Annotated in this window: 15 protein-coding genes; 7 read left to right on the forward strand and 8 right to left on the reverse strand. The window is 70.1% G+C overall.

Features of this window, described 5'->3' with window-relative positions; genetic code table 11:
* The 6 genes from ACIPAE_RS03520 to ACIPAE_RS03545 form a co-directional block, all read right to left on the reverse strand.
* A partial coding sequence (locus tag ACIPAE_RS03520) for a beta-ketoacyl synthase N-terminal-like domain-containing protein (RefSeq protein ID WP_402442672.1) occupies positions 1-4,868 on the reverse strand: 4,868 nt, incomplete at its 3' end.
* A 145-nt stretch (positions 4,869-5,013) separates the two neighbouring features.
* Entirely contained in the window at positions 5,014-6,231 is a 1,218-nt protein-coding gene (locus tag ACIPAE_RS03525) for a cytochrome P450 (RefSeq protein ID WP_329369904.1), read from the reverse strand.
* A 99-nt stretch (positions 6,232-6,330) separates the two neighbouring features.
* Positions 6,331-6,882 (reverse strand): ferritin-like domain-containing protein, encoded by a 552-nt coding sequence (locus tag ACIPAE_RS03530; RefSeq protein ID WP_328463503.1) that lies wholly within the window; start codon positions 6,880-6,882, stop codon positions 6,331-6,333.
* On the reverse strand, positions 6,879-7,922 hold the full coding sequence (locus ACIPAE_RS03535; protein WP_329369902.1) for an SDR family oxidoreductase: 1,044 nt from the start codon (positions 7,920-7,922) through the stop codon (positions 6,879-6,881). The genes ACIPAE_RS03530 and ACIPAE_RS03535 overlap by 4 nt, the downstream gene beginning before the upstream one ends.
* A 106-nt stretch (positions 7,923-8,028) precedes the next feature.
* Positions 8,029-8,988 carry a 3-oxoacyl-[acyl-carrier-protein] synthase III C-terminal domain-containing protein gene (locus tag ACIPAE_RS03540; RefSeq protein WP_328463507.1) on the reverse strand — a complete coding sequence of 320 codons (960 nt, stop codon included), beginning with the start codon at positions 8,986-8,988 and terminating at the stop codon, positions 8,029-8,031.
* 484 nt (positions 8,989-9,472) lie between these two features.
* Positions 9,473-11,101, reverse strand: coding sequence for an AMP-binding protein (locus ACIPAE_RS03545; protein ID WP_329369897.1), 1,629 nt, complete (start codon positions 11,099-11,101; stop codon positions 9,473-9,475).
* Between the two features lie 278 nt (positions 11,102-11,379).
* On the opposite strand from ACIPAE_RS03545, the gene ACIPAE_RS03550 reads away from it, so the two are divergent.
* From ACIPAE_RS03550 to ACIPAE_RS03580, 7 genes are all read left to right on the forward strand, one after another.
* Positions 11,380-12,252 carry a diiron oxygenase gene (locus ACIPAE_RS03550; protein WP_328463511.1) on the forward strand — a complete coding sequence of 291 codons (873 nt, stop codon included), beginning with the start codon at positions 11,380-11,382 and terminating at the stop codon, positions 12,250-12,252.
* Entirely contained in the window at positions 12,242-12,481 is a 240-nt protein-coding gene (locus tag ACIPAE_RS03555; protein ID WP_329369895.1) for a hypothetical protein, read from the forward strand. Before ACIPAE_RS03550 ends, ACIPAE_RS03555 begins: the two co-directional genes overlap by 11 nt.
* Positions 12,481-13,323, forward strand: a complete 843-nt coding sequence (locus ACIPAE_RS03560) for an aminoacyl--tRNA ligase-related protein (RefSeq protein WP_402443287.1) — start codon at positions 12,481-12,483, stop codon at positions 13,321-13,323. Before ACIPAE_RS03555 ends, ACIPAE_RS03560 begins: the two co-directional genes overlap by 1 nt.
* Positions 13,324-13,372: 49 nt before the next feature.
* The gene (locus ACIPAE_RS03565) at positions 13,373-13,924 is read left to right on the forward strand and encodes a ferritin-like domain-containing protein (protein WP_328463503.1); all 552 of its coding nucleotides are present in this window, start codon (positions 13,373-13,375) and stop codon (positions 13,922-13,924) included.
* Positions 13,921-14,601 (forward strand): phosphopantetheine-binding protein, encoded by a 681-nt coding sequence (locus ACIPAE_RS03570; protein ID WP_329369892.1) that lies wholly within the window; start codon positions 13,921-13,923, stop codon positions 14,599-14,601. The genes ACIPAE_RS03565 and ACIPAE_RS03570 overlap by 4 nt, the downstream gene beginning before the upstream one ends.
* A 64-nt stretch (positions 14,602-14,665) precedes the next feature.
* Positions 14,666-15,220: an isoprenylcysteine carboxylmethyltransferase family protein gene (locus ACIPAE_RS03575; protein ID WP_329369890.1), complete on the forward strand. Its 555-nt coding sequence runs from the start codon at positions 14,666-14,668 to the stop codon at positions 15,218-15,220.
* Positions 15,221-15,519: 299 nt separating this feature from the next.
* On the forward strand, positions 15,520-16,992 hold the full coding sequence (locus tag ACIPAE_RS03580; RefSeq protein ID WP_329369888.1) for an MFS transporter: 1,473 nt from the start codon (positions 15,520-15,522) through the stop codon (positions 16,990-16,992).
* A gap of 19 nt (positions 16,993-17,011) precedes the next feature.
* On the opposite strand, the gene ACIPAE_RS03585 is transcribed toward ACIPAE_RS03580, so the two are convergent.
* Together ACIPAE_RS03585 and ACIPAE_RS03590 are read right to left on the reverse strand one after the other, a co-directional pair.
* On the reverse strand, positions 17,012-18,196 hold the full coding sequence (locus ACIPAE_RS03585) for a PAS domain S-box protein (RefSeq protein ID WP_402442678.1): 1,185 nt from the start codon (positions 18,194-18,196) through the stop codon (positions 17,012-17,014).
* A gap of 303 nt (positions 18,197-18,499) precedes the next feature.
* The gene (locus tag ACIPAE_RS03590) at positions 18,500-19,183 is read right to left on the reverse strand and encodes a LuxR C-terminal-related transcriptional regulator (RefSeq protein WP_329369884.1); all 684 of its coding nucleotides are present in this window, start codon (positions 19,181-19,183) and stop codon (positions 18,500-18,502) included.
* Positions 19,184-19,501 lie beyond the last annotated feature (318 nt).

A 19,501-nucleotide genomic window follows, 5' to 3' on the forward strand; every position in this document is an offset into this window, starting at 1 on the left:
ACCACACTCCAATCCACCAACCCACCCAACGCCTCATCACACGCCGCCACCTCCCCCGCAAACACCACAGAAGAATCCAACAACCCCACCGCCATACCCACCCACTGCGCACCCTGACCAGGAAAAACAAACACCGTCTTCCCCGACACCGAACGATCCTGCACCACCCCCACACCCGGCTCACCCACCGACAACGCCACCAACCCCGCCAACAAACCCTCACGATCAGCAGCAGACACCGCAGCACGATGCTCCAAATGCGCCCGCGTCGTCGCCGCCGAAAACGCCGTATCCAACACACCCAACTCCGCACGCGCCAGCAGATGCTCCCGCAACCGACCCGCCTGCGCCCGCAACCCCACCTCATCCCTCGCCGACACCACCACCGGCACCAACGGCAGTTCGGTCCGGTCGCCGGCCCCGATCGGCCCCCGGGTCCCGGTGCCCGCCTCGGGCTCCGGAGCCTCCTCGGCCGCTTCTTCGAGGATGACGTGGGCGTTGGTGCCGGATATCCCGAAGGAGGACACGCCCGCGCGGCGGACCCGCTCCCCGACCGGCCAGGGCCGCGCGCCGGTCAGCAGCCTGACCGCACCCGACTCCCAGTCCACGTGCGGAGACGGCGCGTCCACGTGCAGCGTCGCGGGCAGCACCTCGTGCCGCAGCGCCTGCACCATCTTGATCACCCCGGCCACCCCGGCGGCCGCCTGCGTGTGGCCGATGTTCGACTTCATCGAGCCGAGCCACAACGGCCGCTCGGCGTCGCGGCCTTGCCCGTACGTCGCCAGCAGCGCCTCGGCCTCGATCGGGTCACCCAGCCGGGTGCCCGTGCCGTGTGCCTCCACCGCGTCGACGTCGGCGGGGCCGAGCCCGGCCGACGCCAGCGCCGCCCGGATCACCCGCTGCTGGGCCGGACCGCTCGGCGCCGTGAGCCCGTTGGACGCGCCGTCGTGGTTGACGGCCGAGCCGCGCAGCAGCGCCAGGACCCGGTGGCCGTTCCGCTTGGCGTCGCTCAGCCGCTCGACCGCGAGGACCCCGGCGCCCTCCGCCCAGCCGGTGCCGTCGGCCGCCGCCGAGAACGCCTTGCAGCGGCCGTCGGTCGCGAGGCCGCTCTGCCGGCTGAACTCGGCGAATATCCCGGGGCTGGCCATGACGGTGGCCCCGCCGGCCAGCGCCAGCGTGCACTCGCCCGAGCGCAGCGCCTGCGCGGCGAGGTGCAGCGCCACCAGCGAGGAGGAGCACGCGGTGTCCACGGTGAACGTGGGGCCGTGCAGGCCGAGCGCGTAGGCGACGCGTCCGGAGGCGACGCTGGGGCTGTTGCCGGTCAGCAGGTAGCCGTCGTACCCGTCGGCCTGCTCGTGCAGCCGCGGGCCGTAGTCCTGGGCCATCACCCCGGTGAACACGCCGACCTGGCCGCCGCGCAGCGTGGCGGGGTCGATGCCGGCGTCCTCCAGCGCCTGCCAGGCCGTTTCGAGCAGCAGCCGCTGCTGGGGGTCCATGGCCGTCGCCTCGCGGGGGCTGATCCCGAAGAAGTCCGGGTCGAACTCGTCCGCGTCGTGCAGGAAGCCGCCGTTCCTGGTGTACGAGGTGCCCGAGCGGCCCCGGGTCGGGTCGTAGAGCGCCGCCAGGTCCCAGCCGCGGTTGTCGGGGAACTCCCCGATCGCGTCACGGCCGCCGGCGACGAGTTCCCACAGCGACTCGGGCGAGTTGGCGTCGCCGGGGTACCGGCAGGCCATCCCGACGATCGCCAGCGGCTCCGAGCTCGCCGCCGGCTGCCCGGCCGGCTGGTCGAGGTCCGTGCCGGCGGCCGTGTCCCCGGCCAGTTCCGCGCGCAGGTGACGGGCGAGCGCGGCCGGCGTCGGATGCGCGAACACCAGCGTGTCCGGCAGTTCGAGGCCGGTGGCTGCGGCGAGCCGGCCGCGCAGCTCGACCGCGGCCCCCGAGTCGAGCCCGAGGTCCTTGAACGTCTGGGTGACGTCGACGGCGCCCGGTGCCGCGTGCCCGAGGGTGATGGCGGTCGCCTTCTGGACGAGGCCCACCAGGTCCTCGGTGCGGCCCGCGGTGTCCGCGGCGGGCTCCCGGTCGGGCCGGGCCGGTTCGGCCGGCCGCGGCAGGATCTCCTCCGCCCCGCCCGGGCGGCCGTCGGACGCGTCCGGGACGGCGAACCAGTAGCGCTCGCGCTGGAAGGCGTACGTCGGCAGGGGGACGCGGCTGGCGGCGCCCGGCGCCGGTTCCCAGTCGAGGGCGCCGCCCTGCACGTAGTACTGGCCGACCGCGGTGAAGAACTGCCGGAGGCTGCCGTGGCCGCGGCGGAGCGTCCCGGTCGCGAGCGAGTCGGTGACCCCCGCGTCCCGCAGCGTCTCCCCGATGCTGCCGACCAGTCCCGGGTGCGGGCTGGTCTCGACGAAGGCACGGTGGTGGTCGGCGAGCGCGGCCCGGACGGCCGACTCGAACTCGACGGTCTGGCGGAGGTTGCGGAACCAGTAGGCGGCGGTCAGTTCGGTGGTGTCCAGCAGGCCACCGGTGACGGTCGAGTAGAAGGCCAGTTCCGCCCGCCGGGGCCGGATCGAGCCGAGCAGCCGCAGCAGGTCCTGCTCGATGGCGTCGACCTGCGGTGAGTGCGACGCGTAGTCGATCGGGACCTCGCGGACGCGGACGCCGTCGGCCCGGCACGCGGCCATCAACTCCACGAGCGCGGCGGGGTCACCGGAGACCACGGTGCTGCCGGGGCCGTTCACGGCGCCCACGCCGAGCAGGCCGGGGTAGCCGGCGATCCGGCCGCGGACCGCGTCGACCGGCTCGGCCACCGACACCATCCCGCCGAGGCCGGCCACGGCGTTGAGGGCCTGGCCGCGCAGCGCGACGACGGCGGCGGCGTCGGACAGGGACAGCGCGCCGGCGACATGCGCGGCGGCGATCTCGCCCTGGGAGTGCCCGATCACGGCGTCCGGGGTGACGCCCTGCGCCTGCCAGAGGCGGGCCAGGGCGACCATCACGGCGAACAGCACCGGCTGCACGACGTCGCCCCGGTCCAGCGACGGGGCCCCGGGCAGCTCGCGCACCACGTCGAGCACCGACCAGTCCTGGTACTCGGCGAGCGCTTGCGCGGCCGCGGTCAGGTGCTCGGCGAAGACGGGGGAGGTGTCCAGCAACTCCCGGGCCATACCCGCCCACTGCGAGCCCTGCCCGGGGAAGACGAAGACGGTCCCGCCGACGGCGCGGGCGGTGCCCTCCACCACGTTCGCCGCCTGGTCGCCGGTCTCCAGGGCCTGGAGCCCGGCGCGGAACTCCGCGGGGCCGGCGCCGAGGACGACGGCGCGCTGCTCGAACGCCTGGCGCGTGGTGGCGAGGGACAGACCCGTGTCGGCGGTGGGCACGCCGGGCCGCGACTCGACGTGCGCGCGCAGCCGGCCCGCCTGTGCCCGCAGCGCGGGCGCGGTACGGCCGGACAGCGGCCAGCCGTGCGCGGCGACGTGGTCGGTGGGAACGGCCGGCCGGGTCCGGGTCTGCGGCTCGCCCGACAGCGGCTCGCCCGACGGGAGTTCAGCGGACGGCAGTTCAGCGGACGGGAGTTCAGCGGACGGCACTTCGGCCGACAGCGGCTCGGCCACGATGAGATGGCAGTTGGTGCCGCCCATGCCGAAGGAGCTGACCCCCGCTATCAGCCGGTGCCGCTCGTCCGGCCACGGCCCTTCCGCACGCTGCACGCTCAGACCGAGTTCGGCCAGCGGGATGGCGGGGTGGGGGTGCTCGAAGTTGAGGCTGGCCGGAACGCGGCGGCGCTCGATGCTGAGCAGCACCTTCAGCAGCCCGGCGACGCCGGCCGCACCTTCCAGGTGCCCGATGTTGGTCTTCACCGAGCCGACGAGCAGCGGCGTGGCCGCCGGCCGGCCCGCGCCGAGCGTGGCGCCCAGCGCCGCCGCCTCGATCGGGTCGCCGACCTTGGTGCCGGTGCCGTGCAGTTCGACGTACTGGACGTCGTCCGGCCGGACGCCGGCCGCCTGGACCGCCAGCCGGATGACGTCGCGCTGCGCCTGCTCGCTGGGCACGGTGAGGCCGTCGGTGCGGCCGTCGTTGTTGACGGCGCTGCCCAGGATCAGGCCGTAGATGCGGTCGCCGTCGGCCCGAGCCCGCTCCGCGCTCTTGAGGACGACGACGGCGCCGCCCTCGCCCCGGACGAAGCCGTTGGCGCGGGCGTCGAAGGTGTAGCAACGCCCGTCCGGGGAGAGCGCGTTGAACTGCTCCGTCATGGCGGTGCTGCCCGGGTCCAGCATGAGGTTGACCCCGCCCGCCAGGGCCAGGTCCGTCTCGCCGCGCCGGATGCTCTCGGCGGCCAGGTGCACCGAGACCAGCGAGGAGGACTGCGCGGAGTCCACGGTCAGGCTCGGCCCGCGCAGGCCCAGGCTGTAGGAGACCCGGTTCGCGATGATCCCCCGGTTCAGGCCGGTCAGCGTGTAGCGGTTGACGTCCCCCTGCCGGCGGGCCAGCAAGGTGGCGTAGTCGCTGGAGATGCTGGCGAGGAACACGCCCGCGCGGCTCCCGGACAGGCCGGCCGGAACGATGCCCGCGTCCTCCAGCGCCTCCCAGCACAGCTCCAGGACGACGCGCTGCTGCGGGTCCATCGCCGCCGCCTCGTTCGGGGAGACGCCGAAGAACCCGGCGTCGAACGCGTCGATGTCGTCGACGAATCCGCCCGGCCAGTCGACGCCGGCCGGAATCGACGCCCGGTTCTTGTCGGACGCCATTCCCATGGCGTGCCGGCCGTCGCGAAGCATTTCCCAGAGACCGTCCGGGGTGGCGGCTCCTGGCAGCCGGCAGGAAATGCCGACTATCGCGATGCTCGCTCCGCTACCAGTGGGGGATTCAGTCATCGATTTCTCCACAGAGGTCCGACTGGCACCAGGACAGGAGCCGGGAATGATTCCGGTGTGTTCTCGGCCGGCCCGTCCCGTCGGCGGCCGCCGTGCACGTTTCACCGAACACGGCGGCCATGGCCGGACGCTGCCGCTTTCGACGTCAGCCGAGGGTCACGGGCAGGTTCTCGTACCCGCGAATCGTCAGGCGGTCCCGTCGGGTCGGCTCACCGGCCGGCGCGATGTGGGGGAACCGTTCGAGCAGCTCGGAGAAGGCCACCGCGCCCTCCAGCCGGGCCAGCGGCGCACCGAGGCAGTGGTGGATGCCCGCGCCCATGGACACCGGCTGGATGGCGGTGCGGGTCGGGTCGAAGCGGTCGGGGTCGGTGTAGCGCTTCGGGTCCCGGTTGCCGGCGCCGAGCGCGAGGAGCGCCCATTCGCCCATCGGGATCGTGGTGCCGGCGATCTCCGCGTCCTCCCGGGCGACCCGGGCGATGAGCTGGACCGGCGAGTCGAACCGCAGGACCTCCTCGACGAAGTTGTCCGCCGAGATCTCCTTCGCCCGCAGCCCGGCGGCGACCTCCGGGTGCTTGAAGAGCAGGTTGAGCCCGTTGCCGAAGATGTGCGTGGTCGTCTCGATCCCCGCGGCCAGCACCACGCCGAGGTTGCAGACCAGTTCCTCCGCGGTCAGCGGCGCGTTCTCCTGGTCGGTGATCTCCACGACGGCGCTCACCAGGTCGTCGCCCGGCTCGATCCTGCGCTTGGCCACCAGGTCCTGGAAGTACTTCTCGAACTCCGCGTAGGCCGTGTCGGCGATGGCGGTGTCTTCCTCGGTCGGCGTCACCTCGAAGACCAGCGTCCAGTCGTTGGCCAGCTGCTTGAACCGCGGCCAGTCCTCCTTCGGCATGCCGAAGAGCTCGCCGACCACGCCGACGGACAGGTTGAAGGCGAACCGGTCCATGAAGTCGACCGGGGAGCCGTCCGCCGCCTCCTCGGCCATCTCGTCGAGCAGGTCCCGGGCGATCTGCCGGATCATGGGTTCGAGCGCGGCGACCCGGCGGGCGCTGAACGCCCGGGCCATCACGTCACGCATCCTCGTGTGGTCCGGCGGGTTGGTGTCCAGGATGCTGTTGGTCAGGGCGATCACCGACGGGTGCAGCTTCCATTCGGCGGCCGTGAACAGCCGGTTGTACCGGTCGTCCCAGGGACCGAACTCGCCGGCCCGCAGCGTCTCGTTGATCGCGTCGTAGCCGGGCACCATCCACAGCTTGTCGCCCAGCGGGGCGACGGACCCCAGCTCGTGCGCGGCGGCGTAGTGCGGATAGGGATCATCGCGGCCCTCAGGGGTGAGAAGCTCCCCCAGAATCTCGCTGGCGTCCATACGCTGACTCCTCAAGTTGCCTGTTTCACGGTGGCGGTGGGGCCGTGAGCGGTCGTGCGGCGGATTCCCGGAGCCGGCCGGACCGGCCTCGGGCCCGGATCACTGGTTGGCGAAGCGTTCTTCGAATTCGGCCATGGCCTTGCCGTAGATCTCGACGTCGGCGGCGGTGTAGCGGGCGAGGGTGTCCTCGATCTCCTGCTTGCCGTAGCGTTCTTCCATGCTCTGCAGGGCTTCGCGGACGTAGCGCACGTGCCAGCGTTCGTCGAGCATGATCTTCTCGATGGTGGCGCGGACGGGTGCGGGGGTGTTCTCCTCGCGCAGGTGCTGGTTGTAGTGGCCGATGGTGCGCTTTTCGAAGACCAGGGTGATCGCCATGACCTCCATGAGGCTGGCGGGTACGCCGACCGCGTCCATGTACCGGTCCTGGTAGGCGTCACGCATCGGGATGGCCCGCTGGTCGAGACTGTCGATGCAGTCCGTCCAGTACGAGGCGTGGGCCGACTCGTCGGCGAAGTGGTGCGTCACGTCCTTCTGCAGCGGCCCGCGGATCGTCCGCGCCACCCGCCCGAAGAACATCGCCCCGCTCATCTCCGAGGACCGGTAGAAACTCGCTATCCACAACTCGTTCTCGGACAGTTGGATGTCACTCACGACGTCCTCCCCCATCGGGTGCGCACCAGGTACTCCGCGGTCTGCGACACCAGCGTGTCCGCGTCCGGCGCGCGGTAGTTGGGCCACGCCTTGTGCAGCCTGGTGTTGCCGAAGACCTTCGGCCGGAAGAGCTGCGAGGAGAACGGCGACACCGACTCCAGCGCGTCGAGCACCGGTCCGTGCGGCAGGGTGCGCAGCCCGTTGATCAGGTTGGCGAAGGCCGCCTCGTCGACCAGCAGGGGGCGCAGGATCTGGCGCCTGATGAAGTTGGTGTCCTGCTCGAACGCCGTGAACATCAGGTCCACGATCCGGCCGAGCCTCGGGGTCTGCTCCAGGTCCGGGCACACGTGGTAGTAGCCGGGCTCGGCGTCGAGCAGCGCCATCGTCGCGTTGACGGTGAACTCCCCGGTGCCCAGCGCCACCGGGACGTCGGCGAGGCCGGGCATCAGTGACAGCAGGCCGTAGTAGAGCAGCTTGAGCGTGTTGTGCACCGCGTTGTACTGGCTGACGTGCCCGCTGTCGTCGTCGGCGATGATCGTGGGCACCCGCGCGATCGTGGCGGGCAGCCCGCTGTCGAGGACCAGGCGCTCGGCCGCGTGCTTGGACCACTCGTAGTAGTTGGCGAAGTGGACGACGTCGGTGCTGTCGTCGTCCTCGCCGGCGGCCGCGCGGGGCTCCTCGACGGCGCCGGCGGGTTCCTCGGCGATGTCGCCGGTCGCGAGCCCGGCGGTGTACAGCGTCGAGAGCAGGACGATGCGCTCCAGGTCGGGGCAGCGCTCGGCCAGCCCGACGACCTGCTCGGTGCCGCCGATGTTGACCGCCTTCGCGGTGTCCCGGTCGACGGCGAACTTGGTCACCGCGGCGGCGTGCACGATGTGCGTGATGCCGGCGGTCGGGACGGAGTCCAGCACGCCGGGCACGGTGAGGTCCGCCTCGGCGCGGCCGTACGCGAGCACGTCGCCGTAGCCGCCGTGCTCCCGCAGTGCCTTGACGATCAGTCCGCCCACGTAGCCGGCGGCGCCTGTTACCAGGACGGTCATGAGTCGGTCACCTCCGCGAGGCGGACACGGCAGACCGCCTCGTGCCGGACGAGGCGGAACTTCCGCGGCGGGCGGGCGGGTTGCTCCAGGGGACGGCGCCGGGCGCTCACACCGCCTCCAGGATGGTGGACTGCCAGTTGAGGCCGAACCCGGCCATCGTCAGCAGCAGCCGGTCGCCGGACTTGATCCGCCCGGACTCGACGAGCGCCGTCAGGTTCAGCACGTTGTCGGCGGAGATCACGTGCCCGGCGTCGGGCAGCGTGACGCTCACCACCTTCTCGGTGTCGATCTTGAACAGGTGGGCGAGGACCGTCCAGGCCACGTCGTTGGTGTTCTGGGTGACCACCCAGTCCAGGTCGGTGGCCTTCAGCTGCGCCCGCTCCAGGGTCTGCGCGATCAGCCGGTGCATGTAGCTGAAGTAGCTGCCCACGGTCTCGTCGTCGCTCGCCATGCCCAGGCCGCCGTTGGTGATCTGGTGGCTGGCGAGGAGGCGGAACGCGCCTTCGGTCGGTTCCCTGCTGACGACGCAGGCGGCGGCACCGTCGGAGATCACGTTGTACGCCTGCTCGTAGACCGCGTTCTCGGGGAACCGGTCGGCGGTCACGCACAGGACGCGCTGCCACGTGGGTTCGCTGGCGAGCATGGCGGCCGCGATCCGCAACGAGCCGAGCATCGAGGTGCACGCCTGCTGGTTGAGGCCGATCGCGATCGCGCCGTCCAGCTTGAAGTCCGCCTGGAGCCTGCTCACCGGGAAGTCCATCAGGTGCTTGACGTCCCGGCTGGTGCGCCATTCCTCGTCGCTGCCCAGGTTGCCGTTGAGCGGCAGGCAGGTGGCGTACACGATGGCGTCGGCGCCGGCCGCCCGGTCCGCTATCGGGCGGACCGCGGCACAGGCCAGGTCATAAGCCGAGGTTCCTGGCTCACACATGTAGTGCCAGCGGAATCCTGCCGCCTTCATATCCTCGGCGGAGGAGAAAAGCCTGCCCGCCGCCGCGGAATCGTTGACGTGGCTTTTCCGTTCGCCGAGCGCGTACTTGAACGAATCGATGTAGAGAGATTCCAACATCGAGCTCCCGTCTTCGCGCCGGGCCGTTGTCTGGCTCCGCGAATTTGTGTGGTCGGAATCATCGATGGGACGAGCATATGTCCGGCGGTTCAAGCAAATCCCTAGTCAGTTTCGGGACCGTGCCCGCGCCGAAGGGTGCTTCCCGGGTGTTTCCGCGCGGTGCCGGCGACTGCGCCGGACCCGTGATCGACGGCATTCGCCGATGACGGGCCGGCCGGGTCCGGCCGAGGGTCCTGCCGGGTCCGGCCGAGTCCCGCGGCCGTCCTCACGACCGGCTACCGGCTGCGGACTTGGGGGCCGCGAGCCGCGGACCACGACTGCGGGCCGCCGACTTGGGCACCGCCGGTTGCCGACTACGCTTCCAGACCGCGGACTTGCCGGTTGCCGACTGCCGACTGCCGTTCCGCGCCACGGACCTACGGCCGCGGGTCCCAGGTCCGGGGCACCGACTGCTGCGTGGCGCCACCCGCGGGTGCCGGCGGTGTCACATGAGCCGGGTGCCGGGCAGCTTCCCGGCCGACCACAGCTGCCACATCGCCCGCCGCTGCGGCTTGCCGCTCGACGTGCGGCGGATCAGGCCGCGCTCGCCGGCGATGACGGCGATCTCGGGGTCGGGGCCGAGTTCGGTCCGCAGGGCCTGGGTGACCTTGTCGGCCCAGGGGCCCGGCGTGGACTCGGCGAACACGGCGATGCCGGGACGGCCGCCGTCGCTCATGGCCACCACGGCCAGCCGGTTGAGGCCGGCAGCCTCGCGGGCCTTGAGCTCCAGGTCCTCGACGTACACGGTGCGCGCCCGGACCTTGAGGCTGTCGCCCATGCGGCCCAGGACGTACAGGTCGCCGTCGTGCACGAAGCCGGCGTCGCCGGTGCGCAGCAGCCCGTCGAACGGCTCGTCACCGACGTAGCCGTCGGCGACCGACCGGCCGGTGATCACGATCTCGCCGAGCGAGCCCTCCGGCAGGGCCGTCCCCTCGGCGTCCGCGATCTCCACCCCGACCGCGTCGACCGGCAGCGGCCAGCCCTGCCCGGCCAGCCACCCGGCGCCGTCGGCGGCGTCGGGGGTCAGCGCGCCGGGCGGCGGCAGCAGGAGGCCGGTCTCCAGGACCCGGACCGGCTCGCCGAAGTGCATCTGCTCCCAGTCCGGCCGCAGCACCCGCCCGGGGCGGCCCACCGCGCCGGCGGTGCACGCGGAGGTGTTCTCCGCCAGCCCGTAGGCGGGGTGGATCGCGGCGGGGTCGAACCCGGAGGGGGCGGCCGCGGCCGCGAAGGCGCGCAGCGCGCCGGGGTCGGGCACCTCCCCGCCCACGATGGCGCTCTTCCACCCGGACAGGTCGAGTTCCGCCCACTGCTCCGGCCGCAGCCGGCGCGCGACGTAGCCGAAGCCGAACGACGGCGCCCCGGCGTGCGCGGCCTTGCCGGGGCCCAGGGAGGCCAGCCAGCGCTCGGGCCCGCGGATGAACTGGTCGGGCCGCATCAGCCACAGGTCGCCCTGCCGCGCGGCCGTCATCACGCAGGCCAGCAGGCCCATGTCGTGGTTGAACGGCAGCCAGGACGCCATCCCGTCGCCGTCCTTCCACTCCATCCAGCGCCACAGCACGGCGAAGTTCGCGACGATGTTGTCCCAGGTGACCTGGATGGCCCGCGGGCTGCGGGTGGTGCCGGAGGTGAACTGCAGCACCGCGACCCGGGCCGGCTCCTGCACCGTCCCCGCGCCGCTCGCGTCCCGCCGTACCTCGCTGACCTGCGCCACGCTCTCCAGCAGGGGCGCCGACTCGGCGTCGGCGAACGTCACGGCCGGGCGGGCCTGTTCGAGGATCGCGGCCGTGTGCGCGGTGTACTCCGCGCCCGCGCCGTAGCCCGGCACCGGGAGCATCGTCGCGACGCAGCCGGCCGCCCAGGCGCCGAAGAGCGCGGCGAGCCCGTCGCGGCTGCCCGGCAGGGCGATCGCGACGACGTCGCCGCGGCCCACGCCCCGCGCGGCCAGGTCCGCCGCGACCGCGCGGGCGTCCTCGGCCAGCTCCGCGTACTCGACCCGCTCCCAGCCGTCCCGTTCCCCGGCGAACCACACGCCGCGGCCGGGGGACGGCGCGCTCAGCCACCCAAGTATCGACATGTGCCCCATCCTGCACGACACGGCGCCGATATTGACTAGGGATTTGCCTGACTCACCCGGCCTACGCTCACCCTCGTCGATGATTCCGGCCACACAATTCGCGCTGCCAGGCAACAGGTCTGGTGCGAAGACGGGAGCTCGATGTTGAAACCTCTCGACATCGATTCGTTCGAGTGCCACGTGACGGTCAACGGCAATCCACGCCGTGACGACGACGCGATTTCCGCCCCAGGAGGCGACATGAGTGATCGACTGCATGGGCGCGCGGGGGACGGAACATGAGCCTCGCGGAATCCGTCGCGGTAGTGGCTCGGCGACTCAGTGAGGTCTCCCAGCATTCCTACCAGAACCCCTACACCGCCCTGGAGTGGCCGGAGACCGTCCAGCCGGAAGAGGACTGGTTCTCCACCCCTGAGCTGCTCAGCCTGGTCGGCACCCCGGAGTGGGACGCGCTGTCCGAGGCCGGCCGCAAACGGCTCGCGTTCTGTGAGGCGGTGAACTTCTACAGCCTCAACATCCATGGCGAGAAGGGGCTGATGGCCGGCCTCGCGGAGCGGCTCTACCGGAAGGAAATGATACAGGTAGCCGATTACCTGCACCACTTCCTCGACGAGGAGAACAAGCACAGCATTTTCTTCGGCGGATTCTGCACCAGGTATGCCCAGGTGTATCGCAGCCGACAGTTCTCCGTCAACGAGGAGGAAGTGCCGAGGGATGTCGGCGACTTCCTCTTCTTCGCCAAGACCATGATCTTCGAGGAGATCGTGGACCACTACAACTGGATTCAGGCGCGCGACGAGCGGCTGCACACGGTGGCCAGGTACATCAACCGCAACCACCACGTGGAGGAGGCCAGGCACCTGATCTTCGGGCGCCAGCTGGTCACCGAGCTGTGGCGGACGCAGACGTGGGACCCGCAGACGGTGGAGGACGTACGCGGCTACCTCGCGGCGTTCATCACCAGCAGTTGGCGGGAGTACTACAACCCCGACGTGTACGCGGACGCCGGCCTGGCCGACCCCTGGGACGTGGCCGAATCCGCCTGGCACTCGGCCCACCAGCGGGAACACCGTCGCGCGGTCACCGCCAAGTGCCTCGGATTCCTCGCCACCGAAAAGATCCTTCCCGAGGAGCCAGTCGATGCTTTCTGAGTCGGACTTCCGCGCCGAGCTGCGCGCGTGGGTCAGTGAGAAGTCGGGTGTCAAGGTCACGGACCACTCCCCGATCTTCGCCGACCGCACCCTGCGGTCCGTGCACATCCCGGAGCTCCTGCTGCTGATGGAACGGCTGCGGGGCACACCGATCGAGGTCGAGGACCTGCGCCCGACCGACTTCCGCGACATCGACACGCTCGTGACGCGCTTCGGGACCCGGTCGTGATGCACTGGCACGCCTCCGGGCAGGCGTCGCTCTCCGGCGACCTGCTGCGGCTGGCCGGGGAAGCGGACGCGGCGTTCGTCCAACTGGCGGGTGTGTGGGGGGCCGAGGCCGAGCGCCATCCGTCCACGCTGCCGGCCGCCGTGCTGCGCAAGACCGGCTACCTGCGCTCGTTCCCGCATCAGGCGACCTTCGCGGTGGGGCTCGACCCCGACGCCCTCAGCGGGTTCGCCGGCGATCCGGACCAGGACCCCCGGCCCTTCCTCGGGCCGGCCACCGAGATCCTCACCCCGGCCGCGTGCTACCACCTCTACCCGGCGCACGAGGCCCAGACCCTCACCGAGCCGCTGTACCTGACGACGGTGAACACCTGCTACCGGCGCGAGACGGTCTACGTGCCGCTGCGCCGGCAGTGGTCGTTCACCATGCGGGAGATCGTCTGCCTCGGCACCGCCGAGGAGACGGCGCTGTTCGCGCAGCGCACCACCGAGGCCGTCACCCGGATCTTCGAACTGGCCGGGCTCGACGTCTCGTGGGAGCACGCGACCGACCCGTTCTTCGAGCCGGAGCAGAACCCGGCCTTCCTGATGCAGAAGCTCAGCCCCGTCAAGCGCGAGGCGACCTACGGGGATCTGGCCATCTCGTCGGTGAACCTGCATCACGAGCACTTCGGCGAGGCGTTCGGCATCACCAGGGCAGGGCAGGACGCGCACTCGGCATGCGTCGCCTTCGGGCTGGAGCGCTGGCTGTTCGCGATCCTCGACACGCACGGCGACGACCCCCGGTCCTGGCCCGACCTGCCCGCGCTCGCCGCGGAGGTGGTCGCCAAGTGGCCGTCGTCGTAACCGACCCGGGGCGACACGCCCTCGGGCGCACCCGATGGGAGAGGACGTCGTGAGTGACATCCAACTGTCCGAGAACGAGTTGTGGATAGCGAGTTTCTACCGTTCCTCGGAGATGAGCGGGGCGATGTTCTTCGGGCGGGTGGCGCGGACGATCCGCGGGCCGCTGCAGAAGGACGTGACGCACCACTTCGCCGACGAGTCGGCCCACGCCTCGTACTGGACGGACTGCATCGACAGCCTCGACCAGCGCGCCATCCCGATGCGTGACGCCTACCAGGACCGGTACATGGACGCGGTCGGCGTACCCGCCAGCCTCATGGAGGTCATGGCGATCACCCTGGTCTTCGAAAAGCGCACCATCGGCCACTACAACCAGCACCTGCGCGAGGAGAACACCCCCGCACCCGTCCGCGCCACCATCGAGAAGATCATGCTCGACGAACGCTGGCACGTGCGCTACGTCCGCGAAGCCCTGCAGAGCATGGAAGAACGCTACGGCAAGCAGGAGATCGAGGACACCCTCGCCCGCTACACCGCCGCCGACGTCGAGATCTACGGCAAGGCCATGGCCGAATTCGAAGAACGCTTCGCCAACCAGTGATCCGGGTACTGGTCGCGACGGTGAACCGGCCCCGCGCCGGCCGGCAGGCGCTGCGGATCGCGGCGGCGGTGGCCGGACTGCCCGGTGACCCGGCCGGCTACCGCTTCCCGCACCCGCGCGCCTCGGTCACGCACACCGATCGCGCCGGGGTGGCCGCGGTCCTCGTCGGCGGCTCGGCCGCCGGCGTCGGCGTCGACCTCGAACACGACCAGCCGGTCCGTCCGGCGACGGCGCGGTTCTACCTGCGGGACGACGAGCCCCACGACGACCTGCTGCGGCTGTGGACGGTCAAGGAGGCCATGTTCAAGGCCGACCCGGCCAACGCGACCCGGATGCTCCGCGACTACCGGGCAGACGACCCGGCTTACCACCACGTTTCGGCCCGACACCTCGGCGGCTGGCTCACAGTCGCCGCCAGCCTTTCGAGGGAGCCCATGCCCGCCAACACGATCAGCTTCGAGACCGTGGCCACCCGCGTCGCCGGGGTACTGCGCGTACCCGAGAGCGACCTCACCCCGCAGACCCTGATCAAGGACCTGGCAGCCGACAGCTTCATGCTGGTCGAGATGATCGTCGACCTCCAGGAGGAGTTCGACGCCGTCTTCACCCAGGCCCGCCTCCGCGAGATCGACAGCCTCGACGAACTCGTCAAGCTGCTGCAGGAATCCGCCGCATGACCACCCCACCCCGGCCGGCCGCCGCGCCGGCCGGTACCCGTTCGATCTCGGAGGCTGATAGTCAGTGAACGTTCCTGTCATGGTCCTGGTGCTCGCCGACTTCGTGGTCATCGGAGTGCTGCCCCGGATCTTCTTCAAGGGCGGCAGCTTCAACCTCGGTTGGTGGCTGACCGGGGCCCCCTTCTTCGTCGTCCCCCCGTTCCTGATAGCCGCGCGGCTGGCCCACTGGCACTCGTGGATCAGCATGGGCAAGGCGGTGACGACACTCACCGCGATCGGCGCCGTGCTCGCCGGCGGCTCGATCGCGCTGATGTTCTTCACGCTCGGCACCCACCGCGTCCCGCTCGCGTTGTGGCACCAGGAGGACGACGCGCCGGTGTCGATCGTGACGTACGGCGCGTACTCGAAGATCCGGCACCCCTTCTACTCGTCGTTCCTGCTCGGGTTCCTCGGCGCCTTCGCGATGTTCCCGCACCTCGGCACCCTGCTGCCGCTGCTCTACGCGATCGGCCGGCTGACCGCGACCGCGATGCGGGAGGAGAAGCGGCTGTCCGCCTCCGAGTTCGGTGGCGAGTACCGCGAGTACATCGCCCGTACCGGCCGCTTCCTGCCCATCTGACAAACGGAACAGCCGAGGTTATTCATCGAGGTCGAACCCCACGGGCTTGGAGAAGCCCGTGGGGTTCGGTGCTCTCATCCGGCGCCGGGCGCGAAGTCGTCCCGGCGGACGCGGTATCCGTGCTCTACACACTGTGACCGACCGGTCGGTCACATGGTATAGTCCGTGGGGCCGCCAAGGAGAAACGCGCCCAAGGATATCGGCCCGTCAGGGCCTTTGGGTCGCGATAAATACTCAAAAAATAAAAGACGAGAACAGCGCAAGAGCAGCGAAGACTCGACACAGAAGGGGCAGGCGCTGTGACATCAAGCATGGAGTCGGCAAGCGACCAGGTAGAAGACACTGGAGCACTCCAAGAACCCCCTGACCCGCTGCGCTGGTGGTCCTTGCTGGCGGTCAGCCTGGCGACGTTCATGACCTATCTGGACCTGAACGTCATCAACGTCGCGATTCCCACGATCCAGCGCAGCCTGCACCTGTCGGAAGCCGGCCTGGAGTGGATCGTGAGCAGCTACCTGCTCACCCTGGCCGGACTGCTGCTGGCCGGCGGCCGCCTCGCCGACGCCTTCGGCCGCCGCCGGCTGTACATGATCGGCCTGATCATCTTCACGCTCTCCTCGCTGTCGGCGGGCCTGGCCGGCAACGGCGGCGTCCTCATCGGGAGCCGGGCCGTACAGGGCGTCGGCGCGGCCCTGTTGACGCCGGCCACCCTGGCCATCATCACCTCCACCTTCACCGATCTGAAGGAGCGCACCAGCGCGATCGGCCTGTGGACCGTGAGCGCCGCCGTCGGCCTCGCCCTCGGCCCGGTGACCGGCGGCCTGATCACCCAGAACATCCGCTGGGGCTGGATCTTCCTGATCAACGTCCCGATCGGCGTGGTGACGCTCGCGATGAGCGTCAAGACGGTCCGCGAGTCCAGGGCGTCCGAGTCGAAACTGAGCCTGGACGTCGGTGGCCTGGTCACGTCCGCGATCGCCCTGTTCACCATCACCTACGCGCTGATCGAGGGCAACGACGCGGGCTGGAGCTCGGCGAAGATCGTCACCGCGTTCGTCGTCGCCGCGATCGCCACCGTGGTCTTCTTCGCGATCGAGGCGCGCGCCGTGGAACCCATGGTGAACCTGCGGCTGTTCCGCATCCGCCAGTTCACCGGCGGCATCAGCACCCAGATGATCTGGGCGTTCGGCGGCCTGGCCATCTACTTCTTCACCTCGATGTACCTGCAGAACGTCCTCGGCTTCTCCCCGTCGAAGGCGGGCCTGCTGTTCGTCCCGATGGCGTTCGCGCTGGCCGCGTTCGCCGGCTTCTCCACGCTGATGGAGGGCTGGATCGGCGGCTTCCGCACCGTCTCGCTCGGCATGGTGATGATGACGGTCGGCCTCATCATGCTCAACATGCACAACGAGCACGCGACCTTCGCCTCGCTGCTGCCCTGCCTCATCGTGCTCGGCGGCGGCATGGGCATCATGAACGTGCCCATGACCAACGCCGTGATGCAGAACACCCCGGAGGCACAAGCAGGCGTCGCCTCGGCACTGCTCAACGACGCCCGCGAGGTGGCCGGGCTGCTCGGCATCACGATCATCGGTGCGACACTGCGGTCCAAGCAGAACTCCGAGCTGCGGTCCGGCTCGTCCCCGTCGCACGCGTTCCTCAGCGGCTACCACATCGGCCTGTGGGTGGCGACCGCCCTCGTCGCGGTGGGCATCTTCTTCACCTACGTGATGCTGCGCCCGAGCAAGAACGCGATCCCGGCCCAACTGAGCTGACCCGGCCGTGAGCAGGCAGTCAGTCGAGGTAGACGCGGGGCGGCCAGCCCGGGCGGATCAAGCCCATGGCGTACGCCTTCGAGACCACCGCCGGCCGGTTCTTGACCTTGAGCTTACGCATCAGGTTGTCGATGTGGTATCCGATGCCGCCCCGGCTCAGATAGAGCATGGAGGCCAGGTTCACCGTCGACACACCGAGGGCCACACCCTCCAGGATGCGCGCCTCGATGTCGGTCAGCACCGGCCGGTGGCTCGCGGGCGACCGGGCCGTCCTGCTGCCTCCCTGGGGGCATACCAGGGCCATCAGGCCGTCGGTACGGCTGCTCTCGCTGCGGACGGCGAAGCCGGTCAACTCGGCGCTGAAGACGGTCGAGTCCTTCTGGTGGAACTCGATCGTCGGCTCGGTGAAACGGGACCCCTGGGCAGCGAGCAGCCTGGCGAACTGCTGGCTGACCTGGGTGCGGACGTCGGCGTGCAGCAGGTCGGAGAAGCTGCGCCCGCCGAGCTCCGCGGGCAGGCAGCCGAACTGGCGGGAGAAGTCCGCGTTGACCTCCACTAACCGGAAGCCACTGTCTAACCTCGCCAGACACATGCCGGACCGCTCGAACAGCGACCTGAGAACCTCCCGTTGGCTCCCCGTGCCGACCCCGGAGACGACTGCCTCTCTCATTGCTTCTCCCCGTACTGGCTCAATGAACGAAGGTGACGCGATGACTGTCGTGGCGTTGCGGTGTCTCGTGACCTCTTCCGGGGTGCGCGAGATCCCGTCGGGGGGCTTTCCTCGCCGGCCCGGCCGCGACGTCGATCTCACCCGACATGTCCCTTTGGGTGACGTCTGGTGCATCGGTCCCGGTTCCCTCGTCACGGGAAATCGGTCGAGCCGGACTCCGCGCGTCCCCGGGCGGTCGGGGGCCGCACGCGGATTCGTCGAATTCCGGCCAGGCCGACCCGGCGAATGGGCCGGATCGGCGGGGTCCGCGCGGGAAAGAATGCCGAAAGCGAGCCGGGGGGCGCGCTTTTGATGGCCTCGTCCGCGTTCCTTCACGGTGTGCCGGGCCGGCTCGCGGCGCGCTCCCGTCCCGGCTCCACCTATCGGCCCGACATCGGAGCCTTCGAGGCTGTCCGTCGCGCCTTCGCCGGCACGCCGCGGACGCCGCCCCCGATCGGCACGGCCGGCCGGCCCGCAGGTTTCATACACCGTCATGGATCGGATGCATTCCTTCAGGATGATTACCCTCCAGCAGTTGTCCAGCCCGCCTGCGAAGAGAGTGGATCGGGTTCGCACCGGCCGCAAGTGGCACTGCCCGTGACGACGAACTCATCGTGCCCCAGCGTGATCACGGCGCCCGCTCGGCCCGAAGCCGTGCCCGTTCGCCCTCGCCGGACCGACCGCGGACGCCTGGCGCGATCCCGCTCTCGCCGCGCTCCGCTGCCACCGGCAAGTGGCCAGGCCACCGACCCTTTCAGGGAACGTGGGGCGACGGATTTCCGCCCTGGCCCGGAGGCGCTACTCGACGAAATCCAGGACTTGCGGCGGCCAACTGCCCGCACTGAACAGCCCGATCGAATAGGCTCGGGATACCAGTTCCGACCGATTGGCCGCTTCGAGGTTCTTCATCAGCGCGCTGACGTGATACTCGACTCCGCCCCGGCTCAGAAAAAGCTTCGAAGCGAGCTGCACAGTGGACATCCCGGCTGCCACGCCCTCCAGCACCTGGGCTTCCATTCTGGTCAGCGGCTTTCTCGCATCGGTCGGAGCGGGCTCGGCCGCGTCGGCCGCGGCCTCCGGCTCCAACTCCAGCAGGACGACCAGCGAGTCGATACGCCCCGCGTCGTCCGTCACCGCGATCCCGGTCAGCTCGGTGCAGGTCCTACCGGTGCTGGTCAAGGTCGCGATCCGGTCGCTGAACCGGCTCCGCTCACCACGCGCCAGCGAGAGCAGTCGCCGCGTCAGGGTGTCCTTGACACGCGCGTGCACCAGGTCGACGAGGGGAACGCCCGGGAGCTCCTCGACCGACAGCCCGAACACGTCGGCGAAGCCGGCATTGCTCCCCATCAGACGCAGCTCAAGATCCAAGTGCGCAATGCGTGCGGACGAGTTGTCGAACAGCGACCAGAGCGTGTATGCGTCGTCAGCCTGCTCAAATGAGCAAGAACTCGTCTCAGTGAGCGCATCTTGTCTTGCCGACACGATTTCGCCTCCCCGCGCGCTGAGCTAAGGTTCCGTCGCTTATCGCCCCAGCCTCCCATACGAAAAGCGCGAAAACCAGCCCTGCCTCAAACCGACTTTCCGACGCCGGCGTAAGTCTAGGGTTTTTCCTGTTCACCCCGCCGGCGACCGTCGGCGAATATTTCTGTAACCGATGTGTAAACTAATGGACCCCCGCAGGTACTGGCATCGGCCAAGGTGGCATGCTTGCCACGCGCAGGCGGATTGGGCGCCATCCCTATCCTCGGTTGCGTCGCAGGACACCCCGCCACCGACCTGGTCGCTTTACGGCATCCCGAC

This window comes from Streptomyces sp. NPDC087270 (genome assembly GCF_044744625.1).
GTDB lineage: Bacteria > Actinomycetota > Actinomycetes > Streptomycetales > Streptomycetaceae > Actinacidiphila.